Here is a 13,695-nt window from a genome sequence, read left to right on the forward strand (position 1 = left end):
AAGAATCCATATTCTATTTTATGTATGCGTCGTAAATACTAATAAAGATAGATAGGAAAAATGCAATACAACAAGGTGTTGTAGACATAGCGATTGTAATCAAATAGAATTTGCTAGGTAAAATAGTTTTGTATGTCTATGGAGAGGAAGATTTTGAAGTTGCTTTTTCAATAGATTATTTTCTGCGTTTAATCGTAAGCGTTAAATTGTAAAAAAAAATTGTTTTCTAAAGATAACATGAACGGTTCATATAAAAGGGCTGCTTAACATTAAGGTGAGCTAGCACAGACGATACGATGGTTGAAGAACATACTGAGATAGGATAAAATTAAAGAAGAAAGTATATAGGAAAAGAAAGGGAGTCAGATGAGACTGCCTTTCTTTGTTTCAGAAAAATAAATATTGAAAATAATTGATAAAATTAGAATTTATTTATGTATATTGATTTTGTATAATTGAATATATAGTATTTTGCAATGAAAGAAGGGGTAGAATGTGTATTAATACTAAATTGGAAAAAGAAAATTGGGATGCAACAAATAGTTGGAGTGGCTATAATTATCAAGGTAAAATAGCTTTGTTTGTGGTGTTAAAGAAAATAAATGAATTGATTTCTATCGGAAAAATGGAGGAAATAGAGAAATATAGTATAGAATTAGAATGGTTGGAAGATTTTTCAATATTGTATAAAGATGAAGATAGTGTTCGATACAAGACTATTCATCAGGTGAAAGCCAAAGACAAGCACAACATTACTGATTATGAAGATGCCTTGGTAAAACTATACTACAAGATTGTTAATTACAAAACTATTGAATATGCGTATTTGCATGTGTGTAAGTCAATAAACTATAATGAAAATGAATGGAATGATAAAGTTAAGGAATTGGTATTGAATTGTAGCCAGATAAAGGCATTGCAAAATAGAATTATTTCTTATAAAAACAGTCCGATAAAAAAGGATGAAGTAGAAAAAATATATAAATCAGGCGGAAAATCAGAAGTCAATAAATTGATTAAAGAGTACAACGAAAAATATTTTGCTTATAAGAAAATTACTGTAAATAATGTTGACGAGATTTTGGACAAGATATTATTGGATTTGCAAGCGCAAATGGTAACAATCCAAAAGAATATACAAGATGAAGATATTAAAAAAATTGAAATGTATTCCTACTCTAATGGCAATGTATATTGTGAATTAGCTGAAATTAATGATTTAATTAAGGGAGAAATCAATAACTACTGGAAAAATACTGGGGCTGAAGGCTGGAAATGTACGGATCAAAATTTTTGTGAAATGATCTTTTTATGTTTGCAGGGATTGATAGACAAGCATATTACGCAAAGACATATTCAATATAATAGAACCACAGAGCGGAGTATAGGATTTAATCGGATTAGAGAAGTGCTTGATAGTGATGATTCAATAAAAAGATGTGAAGAATACTATTTATACAATATAAAAAATAAATTGCTAATGATGTGCAGGGAATATCATGAATACTGTTTGGATGAATGGGACTCTGAAGAAGAAAAAGAAATGTGTTGTAAGCAGTGTGAAGTGAATGCATTTTATGAACATATTTCAAGAATGAATGAGGATAAAATTAGAGATTTAATACATACAATTAATCCAAATATTTTAAAGAAAATAGACGAAATGAATTGGGCTGAATACTGTATTATTGATAGATACAAAAATCCGTTTTTTAAGGGATTGCGTAATATAAATTCTACATTTGAAAAAGACAGAGATTATATTTCATATATTGGGAAAAACAAGAAATTGCATTTGTTGACAACAGTAGGAAATAATGATGGAAGTAAAAAAGCTTTAATGCGTGCATGTGGAAAAATTGTGACTAATCCGGATTTATATGAGATATTAATGGATGTTAATTGTCTGATAAGTAAAGACTTAGAAACAGATTCAATTTATGATGGAGCAGGAGATTTTTTGCAGGAATTTAAAATTGAAGAGGAACACATATATCATTGTAAAAATATTAAGATGGAATCTTTAGAAGATGCAATTGTAGATATTGATGGAGGAATAGAAAAATGATTCATGTTATTAAAGAAATAATGTTTGATTGCGCATATGAAAACGTAGTTCAAACAGAAGTTATGTTTGAGGAAAAAGAGTATAATCTGAATATATTTAAACATAGAGAAGTTGAAAGTCAGATATTTATTGTGTTACAAATTTTAGAATCTCAATTGGTTGCACAGGACAACTATAAAGATTTAGTAATTGAAATTGCTAATTATTTTAGAGAAAATGATATATATGTTCCGGATATGGATAAAAATACATCGCTAATCTACTGTGTTAAAAGAGATATTAAATCAAATAAATTGGATGAATTAAAGGTAAAGATAGAGGATGATCCTTTCTATTTTAAGAAATATGTATTTGTATATAGTGAGGCACAGTCAGTCGAGTTAAAAAAATTATGCAAGCAACATAACCAGGCAATCAGCGAATTAATTCAAACATATATTCATGATACTGAAAATTTTAACAAGTTTAAAAAGAATGGAGATAATGAAAAAATATATAAATTGGTTTCGGAATTATTTATTAAAATTCCTATTATTCCGATAAATTTTGAAACTAATGGGGAGATAAAGAGTGTATCAGAGTATATGTTAGATATTAAAAAATGTAATGATGATGAATTAAATCGGTTAGATAACATTATTGAAACTTTGAATAATCCGCAAGAGAACATGGAGCAGTTAGTGGATAAGGTATTAGGAGATTGGGGTTTCGTTAGTTTGGAGGAAAAGAATGAATAGTACAATAGTTATCAACAAAATTTTTTTAGATAATTACAAGTTGTTTGAAAATTTTACGCTGGATTTAAAAAATGGATTGAATATATTTGATGGACCAAATGGATATGGAAAAACAAGCCTATTTGATGCAATAGAATTTTTGATCACGGGTGATATAAAACGAGTAACAACTTGTGAAGTGTTAGATGGGAAATGTAAATATCAGAAGGTGTTTTTTGCAAAAGATTATAAAAAAGATGTAATTATTAAAGCTGAGTTTTGCAAAAATGATAAAAGATTTGTTTTAGTAAAGAAAATAGAGGGACATAAGGAGTGTAATAGTTCTATTGATAATAACCCAAAAAAATTGAAAGAAATAACAAAAACTTATCTTGTTTATAATTTTGATGATGTAGAATATTCAGATGAAAATTTAGTACCATTAGAAGAATTGGAAAAGAGACAAACAGAACTTTTCGGAGAAACTTCGCAGACCTTATATACATTGTTATATTATATTCAACAGGAAGATAGGCTTGATTATTTTAAGAATAATGAAGTTGGTAGAATGGGAAGCATAAATTCATTGTTCCAGATTAATGATGAAAAGCAAAAATTTGAGAGTATAAAATCGGCTAAAAGAAAAATAAGTGATTTAGTTAAATATTTAGAAAAACAGATAGCAGAATTGCAGGAGAGTCTATACGCTGATTTTGAAAATGAATCAGGAGCACAAGTGGAATATAGAAAGTTGTTTAAAAAGGATGTTATATGGGATGTTGAGGAGCCGATGATTTCTTCCCCCAAATCCTTAGAGTATACTTTACATATTTTAGATGGTGTTAGAGAAATTGTATTAAATCAAGAACAATTACGAAAGGATTTGGAAAATAGTAAGTACAATGCATTGTTAAATAATGCTATGTTGGAAACTCAATTAAAAGCGTATATTATTATGCGATATATACAAGATGATATTGAAAAGTATATTGAAAACAAGAAGAAACTTTTGTTTTTAAAGAAGGAAAGTAAAAAAATAAAGGACTTAGATTACATAAATATTGAATATCAGAAAATAGGAAAATATGTTGATAAAGTAGATGATTGCGATAAATTAGTTCAAAAAGTTTTAGAGTATCGGGAAATTGAAAAGAATGTTCAACAAACACAGCAATCTATAAATGAATTGATTAGAAATCGTGAGCAGTTAATGAGAACCTCAGAAGAGGGAAATATATTTGAGGATGGAAAGTGTCCATATTGTGGTTATGATTGGCGAGAAAAAGAGCAGTTATTAAATAATATTGAAAAAACAACCAATGATGTAAATTCCCTTCTTGGAACGGCAGGAAAGCAAATGAAGGAGATAGTAGATACTATGAGCGAAGCTTTTCTGCAAAATGTGTGGGGAGATGCTGAAGTTTTAATTTCAAATTTAGAGAGTAATGTGTTGCTTAGTGCTTTTATAGAATTTGATGAAAGTGATATTGTAGAGAAATACAAATATATAGATAAATTTTTAAAAGACAATATGTTTGAGATCTTTTTAACGGATGAATTTTCTGTAAATAATATGAAAGAGGCTATTCAGCAGATTCAGAATGCTATAAAAAATAAGATATGTGTATTGCCAGAAGAATATTATCAAAAAAAGAGTGAGTATCAATTTGACAGCCTTTTAAAAGAATATTTTTTGTCAATGGAAGAGGTTGCAGAATTGAAGGAAAGGGATATATTACAGAAAGCTGAGTTTTTAAAATATAAATTTATTATACGAGAAAAAGATAAAAACAAAAAGATAGAGAACTTAAAGCGGAAAAAAGAATGTATTGAAGGTGAAATTAGTAAAAAACTTAATCAATACATGAAAGATTGGAAAGCTAGTATTGATAAATATCAAGGCAATATTATTTCGCAGATTGAAATACCTTTTTATATTTATAGTGCAAGAATTTTGCAATCATATCAAGGCGGACAGGGTATATTAATTCGAGATAAGAATGGTAAAGAAGAATTAAATTCTATCAGATTTACAACTCCTAACGAGGAACATGATATTTTATATACTATGAGTTCAGGACAATTATCTGCTATTTTGCTTGCGTTTTCATTAGCGTTACATAAGATATTTGTAAATGCTGGATTGAATATTATGCTAATTGATGATCCGGTTCAGTGCATGGATGATTTGAATATAGTTTCATTTGTGGAATTAATCAGAACAGAATTTCCCAATATTCAACTCTTAATTTCTACACATGAAAATGGTTTTGCTGGGTACATTGGATATAAGTATAAGAAATATAATTTGCCAGTGCAAAGATGTAATTTAAAGGAAATAAGTACATTGTGACACTAGCAAATAAGATCACATGATAGAAAGAAAAAGATTAGTATTAACTGAGCAATATTTTGAATGTTATACACAGAACAAGCGTTCGTGCAACAATGTATTGACATTTGCGCACGAATGCTTTATTTTATACAGTATTGGGAGGTGTTCAAGAGTGAAAAAATCAATATCAATAAGCATACGAGTTAGTGAAGAAGAGTTGGATAAATTCAAGCAGGCTGCTAGATTAGAGGCATATGCTTCATATAGTGAATTTGTGCGAAGAACGGCGCTTATCGAAGCAGCAAAAATAATAAAAAAAAATAAGTGTGAAGGGATAAGATTCGATGAATATAATTAGTCTGTTTAGTGGATGCGGAGGACTTGATTTAGGTTTCGAAAGAGCTGGATTTAATATACCTGTAGCGAATGAATTTGATAAAACAATATGGGAAACTTATAAGGTTAATCATACTAATACACATTTAATTGAGGGTGATATAAGACAAGTTACGAAGGAGGATATAGCGCAATATATAGATGGAGAAGTGGATGGTATTATAGGTGGACCTCCATGCCAGTCATGGTCAGAAGCAGGTTCTCTTAAGGGAATTAAGGATGCAAGAGGACAGTTGTTTTTTGATTATATAAGAATATTAAAAGAGTTTCAGCCAAAGTTTTTTTTGGCAGAAAATGTAAGCGGAATGCTTGCAAATAGACATTCAATTGCTGTTCAGAACATTTTGGAATTATTTGATGAAGCAGGGTATGATGTTTCTTTTACATTAGTTAATGCTAAAGATTATGGTGTTGCAGAAGAGAGAAAAAGAGTATTTTATATAGGATTCAGAAAAGATTTAAATATAGAATTTGGTTTTCCTAAAGGTTCAACAAAGGATGATTCTAAGAAAATTACCTTGCGTGATATAATTTGGGATTTACAAGATACGGCAATTCCTTCCGGGGAGAAGAACCGACACAATCCAGAAGCAATAAATAATAATGAATATTTTACAGGTGCATATTCGCCTATTTTTATGAGCCGTAATCGTGTGAAGAGTTGGGATGAACAGGCATATACAGTTCAAGCATCTGGACGTCAATGTCAATTACATCCACAAGCTCCTAAAATGGTAAAAGTTGGAACTAATGACTGTAGATTTGTGGAAGGCAAAGAGCATCTTTATAGAAGAATGACAATTCGCGAAGTTGCGAGAGTGCAGGGCTTTCCAGATGATTTTAAATTTATATATAACGATACCAATACCGCATATAAGATGATCGGTAATGCGGTTCCTGTGAATTTAGCGTATGAGATTGCGATAGCAATTAAATTGTATCTTGAAGGAAAAGGCTCTTCTGTTGAAATCGACAGAGAGGTTATTGATGCAAAGGAGGTTAATGAGAAGAAAGTGAGCACAAAGAGTAATGATCAAGGTAGAGCATATGAATATGCTTGGATGCAAACTTTATATAAAGCAATAGCTGAGTTAAGAAAAACAAGAATTGTTGAGAATTCCAGTTTGTTAGCAAATGAAAAAGCATGGTCTTTAATGGATGAAGATATGCAGGAAATATTTATGACATCTGCTGGGGCTGCTATTGATATGGTATTAGAACTTGAGCCGAGAATGGCAGAAGTTGATAGTGACGAGCTTACTCTTGAATTTCAAAAAGATGGTCAAGGTGTAAAAGGTGATGTTAGAGATATTGTTATAAAGAGAAAAAATATTGAATGGGAAATTGGTTTAAGTATTAAGCACAATCATGATGCAGTTAAGCATAGTAGATTAAGTCATAAGTTAGATTTTGGGAATGAATGGTTTGGAATGCCTTGTTCTGACGAATATTGGGAGGCAGTTGAGCCTGTATTTGATTTGTTGAGACAGGAAAAAAATTATGGTACAAAATGGTCTGAAATTGCAGACAAGAGTCAGAAAGTATACATTCCATTATTACAAGCATTTATTGATGAAATAAATCGAGCAAATGAAAAAGATCAGACGATGCCGAGAAAAATGATTGAGTATTTAATTGGTATTGAAGATTATTATAAAGTCGTGAGCAAAGATAGTAAGAGACTTACGATGATTCATACATTTAATATGCATGATACATTGAATAAGCCAGCGAAGAATAAAGTATCTGCAATCACAGTACCCATTGTAAAGTTGCCTACAAGACTTGTGGCACTTGAGTTTAAACCTGGCAGTGATAATACAGTAGAAATGTATTTTGATAATGGTTGGCAACTCAGCTTTAGAATTCACAATGCAAGCACAAAGGTCGAACCAAGCCTTAAGTTTGATGTTCAATTTGTTAGTATGCCGATGGAAGTTCTTAATATCGAATGTAGATGGAATTAAGGTGGTGTCATAAGTGAGAAAAATGCTTTTAAGTTTTAAACCGGAAGTATATGAGAAAATAAAATCAGGAAAGAAAAAATTTGAACATAGAAGAAACTTTCCAGATGAACCAATTATGGCATATATGTATGTGAGTGCACCAATTAAGGCAATTAAAGGCATAGTATATCTAGGTAAGCGACATTTGTTATCTGACTGGAGAGAAGAGTTTAAAAATGATAAAGCGGCTGTTGTTCGTATTGAGAAGTATCAAGAATTATATCGATACGCTATGGAAATCAATGAATTTCAAGAAACTACAGAAATTTCACTTGGTGCTTTAAGACGTGATGTTTCGGGATTTGTTGCTCCACAGATGTATATATATTTGGATGGGACAGAGTTGCTAGATTATATTGAGAATAAGATAGAAAAGCTTGATGGATGCACAGTCCATGATTATTCTGTTATAAAATCAAATGAAGTTTGTGTACATTAGAAGATGGAAGGACTGAGGATGGGCGGTGTAATTAGATTCTTATCTGAAACGAATTCGCGCAGAGTATGAATTAGTTATCTTGATGATTTCTACGATATGCGATCGTTTGTTCAAAATGATGATTTATCTAATTTGATGAGTCAGTAGTATTTGAATAAAATCAATTCTACGATAAAAACATACCGTCTAGACAGCTACTTTTTAAACTATTATCCAAAAGACATATAATATATAGGCTCGAATGGTGAAAGTGCCCATTTGGGCCTATTATTGTATAATTTAATACGTTACAACCAGAGCAAGATCCACCCGTGTATTACAGTATTGTCATTTTGACAATTTTGTATTACTTACGAGTAGTAGACTTGATGGAGATTACGTCCCCATACCCACGTGAAAATATAATTGCTGGCAATTACATTTTAGCAGATACGCAAGCATATCTGAGTAAGCGTCACAGACAACAAAATAATGAAAATTTGATAAGGCATTCACCTGTGAATAGGTGAGTGTTTTTTGTTTTTAAGTATTCAATTAACCGAAAAAAATAAAAAAATTTCCTCAGGGGGCTGTAAAAATGCCTCTCAGCGTTTCGTATTAATGAAAGGGTATTTCTTGCAGAAAAAATAAAAATTTTTCATTAAGAGGCTGTATTTATGCCCTTCATCTTTTGTATATGTGTAAGAACATTTTTTAGCCGGCATAAAAATGATTTTTATAACAATTAGAAACAGAAATGAGGCGAGAAAAGAATGAAATATGAATACATGAAGGAGTCAGAGCAGATGCTTCAGTACTTCCAGTTTCCGAAGTTTTTGCTAAAGCTGCGAATTTCTCAAACTGCAAAATTTCTTTATATGATTTTGTATGACCGGGCACGGATATCGAGAAAGAATAGCTGGATAGATAAGTATGGAAATGTTTATCTGATATTTCCAATAGAAGAATTGTCTGTTCAAATCGATAAATGCAAATCTTCTGTAAAAACAGCGTTGAAGGAATTAGATGATGTGGGACTATTGGTTCGCAGATCCGGTGGATTTTCAAAACCCAATCATTTATATGTAAAAATTCCATCTGATGAGATAGGTTTACAGCTGGTTGACAATAAGGCGGTTGAAAAGATGGCTGCAACAGAGTCGGAAAAACAACCATCATCTAGTTGTAAAAATGGCTGTGCAGAAGCCGGAAATGTGGCACCTAGTAAAGTAACTGAGAAATTTAAAAGTAATAAATATCATGAAGTAAATTATTGCTATGGGGAAGGAGAGAGTTTGTGATGAGAGAAGAAGATACCGTATGTGTAGGCAGTGATGGTTTGCAATACTGCAAAGTCTGTGGGGAAGCGAAAGAAGCATTTTTCCCAGAGGGTGGCTTTATGGGGATGAAGAAACATTCCAGGCAATGTGCCTGTGACAGAAAAGCATATGAAGAAGAACAAAAATATTTTAAAGACAAAGAGCACCGGGAATTAGTCAGCAGAAATACGAGCATCTGTTTTGACGAGAGCAGAATGGAGGAGTGGACATTTGAAAATGCAGATATGTCAGATGCGGTAATGCATAAGGCAAAAAATTATGTTGATAACTGGGAGGAAATGAAAAGAAATCATATAGGCTGTTTGTTCTGGGGACCGGTTGGTACTGGGAAAAGTTTTATTGCCGGGTGCATTGCCAATGAACTTCTAAAGCAGGAGGTAACGGTAAAGATGACCAACTTCAATACCATTATCGATGATATATTTCCGCTGGCAGACAAAACGGAATATATCAATGCATTGGCTTCATATCAGCTTTTGATTATTGATGATCTTGGTGTGGAACGAAATTCAGAATATGCGTTAGGAATTATTTTTAGCGTCATAGACCGCAGGATCCGTTCGGGACGACCTTTGATCATCACAACCAATCTTCCGCTGAAAGAAATAAAAAGCGAGACCATGTTGGATAAAAGGCGTATCTATGATCGTATTTTAGAAATGTGTACACCAATGTATGTTGGAGGTACAAGTAAACGAGAAGCGATTGCAAGTATGAAAATGGAGAAAGCGAAAACGTTGTTGAATACAAAGAATGATCGTGTGTATTGCGGATAGAAGTGTATGCTATGCGCGTTAAATAATAAGGGAAGGATTTTATGAGCAAACAACATGTTGCGATATGTGAAAAAGTGGCTCTTACAATTGAAGAGGCAGCAGAATACAGTAATATCGGACAAAACAGAATAAGTAGTCTTTTGAAAGAACCGAGATGTCCGTTTGTGCTTTACGTAGGTACGAAAAAACTTGTAAAGAGAAAAGAATTTGAAAAATTCATTTCGGAAAGTGTGGAAATATAAATATAAATGAATGACAGGAGATGAAAATGAATATTCACAAAAATAAGATGCTATGGTATAATACAAGGTACTGTATTAGGGCTTCTTATGAGAGGAGCTGAAATATGGGAAAAGATTTAAAAGGCAAAGAACTTGGCAAGGGAATATCCCAGGAAAGTACGGGATTATACTCAGCCAGATTTGTAGATCGGTTTGGAAAGAGAAAACATAAACGATTCAAAAAGCTGCAAGAATGCAGAGCGTGGATTGCTGATGCAACTTATGTGGATGAACACAGTGATATTTCAATGCCATCAGATATGCTGGTCGATCAATGGTTTGATTATTGGATTGGGATAAAAAAGAAAACAGTCCGTTCCAATACTGTTCGCAATTATACGGAGAGATATATTAAAAATATTAAACCGGTAATTGGGGAGATGCCACTATCAGACGTGAAACCACTTCACTGTCAGAAAATATTTTATGATATGGCAGATCAGGAGTATCGTACATCTACAATTTATCAGGCAAGAATTGCAGTATACAACATGTTTGAGTATGCAAAAGAAAATGAAGTCTTGTGTAGCAATCCCTGTAAAAAATCTGTGAAAAGTGATATGGGAAAGCCATCTGAGAAGAAGGTTGCTTTAACAAGAGACATACAAAAGACATTTTTACAATATGCAGAAGATCAAAGCTATGAAAATCAGTATCGTTTTATACTACAAACCGGATTGCGAACAGGCGAATTGGTAGGATTGAAATGGGAAGATGTCGATTTTAAATCTAAAACAATTCAGATTCGCAGAAGTATGGAATATCGTTACAGTGCAAAGGAGTGGCGTATCGGAGAACCAAAGAGTAAATCAGGTTACCGTACAATACCTTTAACAGAAGAAGCGGTTACTATACTAAAAAAACAAAAAGAAAAGAATAAGAGGATTTCAGAAATTTCAACAGAATGGGAAGAGTTTGTGTTTCTGTGTCGAAAAGGGACACCAGTTAAGAACAGTACATATGATACAGCGCTGTTTAAAATCTGTGATAAAGCAAAAATTCCAAGATTTTCGATGCATATCTTGAGACATACTTTTGCTACCAGATGTATTGAAGCAGGAATGAAACCGAAAACACTTCAGATGTTACTGGGCCATTCGAATATTGGAATTACGATGAACTTATATGTTCATACTACCGAGGAAGAAAAGAAAAAAGAAATGGACTTGGTAGCAGAAGCACTTATGGCAATGTAATGGCCCACTAAATGGCCCACTTACAAAAATAAGTGTGCCGAAATCCCTTGAAATTAAAGGATTTATAGGAGGAATATAGAAAGATGAAATTAGGAATCGTAGGACTTCCAAATGTAGGAAAAAGTACATTATTTAACTCATTAACAAAAGCAGGAGCAGAGTCCGCAAACTATCCGTTCTGCACGATTGATCCGAACGTCGGCGTCGTTACCGTGCCGGATGAGAGACTGAACGTTCTGGGAGAGATGTATCATACAAAGAAGATCATTCCGGCGGCAATCGAATTTGTTGATATTGCGGGTCTTGTTAAGGGAGCATCCAAAGGAGAGGGACTTGGCAACCAGTTCCTTGCAAATATCCGTGAAGTAGATGCAATCGTACATGTTGTCAGATGTTTTGAGGATAGCAATATTGTACATGTAGACGGAAGTGTAGATCCACTGCGGGATATCGAGACGATCAATTTGGAACTGATTTTTTCTGATCTGGAGATCCTGGAGCGTAGAATTGCAAAGACTACAAAAGTTGCAAGAAATGACAAGACAGCAGCAAAAGAACTTGCGCTGTTAGAGAAGATCAAAGCACATCTGGAAGATAACCGTCTTGCGAAGACATTTGACGGAGCAGAAGATGAAGAAGAGGAAGAGTGGTTAAAGAGCTACAATCTTCTGACATACAAACCGGTTATTTATGCAGCAAATGTTGCAGAAGATGATCTGGCAGATGACGGAGCAAATAACAAGGGCGTGCAGGAAGTAAGAGAATACGCAGCAAAAGAGCAAAGTGAAGTATTTGTTGTATGTGCACAGATTGAACAGGAGATTGCAGAGCTGGATGATGATGAGAAGAAGATGTTCTTAGAAGATCTCGGATTAACAGAATCCGGACTGGAAAAACTGATCAAAGCCAGCTACAAACTGCTCGGACTGATCAGCTATCTGACAGCCGGCGAGCCGGAAGTCCGTGCATGGACGATTACAAAAGGAACAAAAGCACCGCAGGCAGCAGGTAAAATCCACACAGACTTTGAACGAGGATTTATCCGTGCAGAGGTTGTATCTTACGATGATCTGATGGAATGCGGAAGCCATACAGCAGCAAAAGAAAAAGGACTGATCCGCCTGGAAGGAAAAGATTACGTTGTCCAGGATGGAGACATCATGCTGTTCAGATTTAATGTTTAAGAGAAATAATAAAAGGAAAAGTTAAGAAGGGAAGAAAACAGAACATGCATAAAACCATTGATTTTCCCAATCTTGGTATCCACTTGAAAAATGTGGGCAATCACATTTCTATAGGCGGTTTTGATATTGCTTTTTATGGAATAATTATTGGTCTGGGGATTCTGGCAGGAATCCTGATCGCAGCAGCCGAAGCGAAACGGACGAAACAGAATTCGGAGACCTATTTTGATCTGACACTTTATGCAGTCGTATTTGCGATTATTGGTGCGCGCGCATATTATGTGGTATTTTCCTGGAATATGTACAAAAATGATCTGAAAAGCATCCTGAATATCCGGGAAGGCGGTCTGGCGATTTACGGTGGTGTGATTGCAGCTGTGATTACAGTTGTTGTATTTGCAAAAGTTAAGAAATTATCGGCGGCGGTGCTGTTCGATACTGCCAGCCTGGGACTGGTGGCAGGACAGATGATCGGACGCTGGGGTAATTTCTTCAACCGGGAAGCATTCGGAGAATATACGAATGGCTTATTCGCAATGAAACTTCCGACGGATGCAGTACGCCCGTCGGATATTACTGATTTAATGCGCAGACATATGCAGTACAAAAATGGAACGTCATACATTCAGGTGCACCCGACATTTCTGTATGAATCACTCTGGTGTCTGATGGTGCTGTTCATCATGCTGTTATACCGCAGACACAAAAAGTTTAATGGAGAGGTATTCTTAGTCTATCTGTTCGGATATGGGCTGGGACGCGTATGGATCGAGGGACTCAGAACAGATCAGTTACTGTTTCCGGGCACATCGATTCCGGTATCGCAGGTACTTGCAGGAGCGCTTGTAATTGTTTCGGCATCACTGATTATATTCTGGCATATCCGGCAAAAAAGAATGGAAAATGAACAGGTTGTACAGGAAAAGGAACAAAATAACAGAGAGAATTACTAGACTTTTAAATATAATCGGACTATAAT

At 33.8% G+C, this 13,695-nt stretch carries 12 protein-coding genes; all 12 read left to right on the forward strand.

Annotated elements, in window-relative coordinates; translation table 11 throughout:
- Positions 1–493: 493 nt before the first annotated feature.
- The 12 genes from DW125_RS11540 (at position 494) to lgt (ending at position 13,669) form a co-directional block, all read left to right on the forward strand.
- The gene (locus DW125_RS11540; RefSeq protein WP_117538226.1) at positions 494–2,068 is read left to right on the forward strand and encodes an ABC-three component system protein; all 1,575 of its coding nucleotides are present in this window, start codon (positions 494–496) and stop codon (positions 2,066–2,068) included.
- On the forward strand, positions 2,065–2,805 hold the full coding sequence (locus DW125_RS11545; RefSeq protein WP_117538227.1) for an ABC-three component system middle component 1: 741 nt from the start codon (positions 2,065–2,067) through the stop codon (positions 2,803–2,805). Before DW125_RS11540 ends, DW125_RS11545 begins: the two co-directional genes overlap by 4 nt.
- Complete coding sequence (locus tag DW125_RS11550; protein WP_117538228.1) at positions 2,798–5,137, forward strand: AAA family ATPase; 2,340 nt, start codon at positions 2,798–2,800, stop codon at positions 5,135–5,137. Before DW125_RS11545 ends, DW125_RS11550 begins: the two co-directional genes overlap by 8 nt.
- A 154-nt stretch (positions 5,138–5,291) precedes the next feature.
- Positions 5,292–5,477 (forward strand): type II toxin -antitoxin system TacA 1-like antitoxin, encoded by a 186-nt coding sequence (locus DW125_RS11555; protein WP_117538229.1) that lies wholly within the window; start codon positions 5,292–5,294, stop codon positions 5,475–5,477.
- Positions 5,464–7,482 carry a HaeIII family restriction endonuclease gene (locus tag DW125_RS11560; protein ID WP_117538230.1) on the forward strand — a complete coding sequence of 673 codons (2,019 nt, stop codon included), beginning with the start codon at positions 5,464–5,466 and terminating at the stop codon, positions 7,480–7,482. Before DW125_RS11555 ends, DW125_RS11560 begins: the two co-directional genes overlap by 14 nt.
- 13 nt (positions 7,483–7,495) lie before the next feature.
- On the forward strand, positions 7,496–7,960 hold the full coding sequence (locus tag DW125_RS11565) for a hypothetical protein (protein WP_117538231.1): 465 nt from the start codon (positions 7,496–7,498) through the stop codon (positions 7,958–7,960).
- A 752-nt stretch (positions 7,961–8,712) separates the two neighbouring features.
- Positions 8,713–9,240: a replication initiator protein A gene (locus tag DW125_RS11575; protein ID WP_117538232.1), complete on the forward strand. Its 528-nt coding sequence runs from the start codon at positions 8,713–8,715 to the stop codon at positions 9,238–9,240.
- Entirely contained in the window at positions 9,240–10,055 is an 816-nt protein-coding gene (locus DW125_RS11580; protein ID WP_117538233.1) for an ATP-binding protein, read from the forward strand. Before DW125_RS11575 ends, DW125_RS11580 begins: the two co-directional genes overlap by 1 nt.
- Positions 10,056–10,096: 41 nt before the next feature.
- Positions 10,097–10,297, forward strand: a complete 201-nt coding sequence (locus tag DW125_RS11585; RefSeq protein WP_117538234.1) for an excisionase — start codon at positions 10,097–10,099, stop codon at positions 10,295–10,297.
- A 104-nt stretch (positions 10,298–10,401) separates the two neighbouring features.
- Positions 10,402–11,532: a tyrosine-type recombinase/integrase gene (locus DW125_RS11590; protein WP_117538235.1), complete on the forward strand. Its 1,131-nt coding sequence runs from the start codon at positions 10,402–10,404 to the stop codon at positions 11,530–11,532.
- An 83-nt stretch (positions 11,533–11,615) separates the two neighbouring features.
- Positions 11,616–12,716, forward strand: coding sequence for a redox-regulated ATPase YchF (gene ychF, locus DW125_RS11595; protein WP_021859910.1), 1,101 nt, complete (start codon positions 11,616–11,618; stop codon positions 12,714–12,716).
- A 44-nt stretch (positions 12,717–12,760) separates the two neighbouring features.
- Positions 12,761–13,669: a prolipoprotein diacylglyceryl transferase gene (gene lgt, locus DW125_RS11600; RefSeq protein ID WP_021859911.1), complete on the forward strand. Its 909-nt coding sequence runs from the start codon at positions 12,761–12,763 to the stop codon at positions 13,667–13,669.
- Positions 13,670–13,695: the final 26 nt, after the last annotated feature.

Source organism: Dorea sp. AM10-31 (genome assembly GCF_003435815.1).
Taxonomy (GTDB): domain Bacteria; phylum Bacillota; class Clostridia; order Lachnospirales; family Lachnospiraceae; genus Dorea_D; species Dorea_D hominis.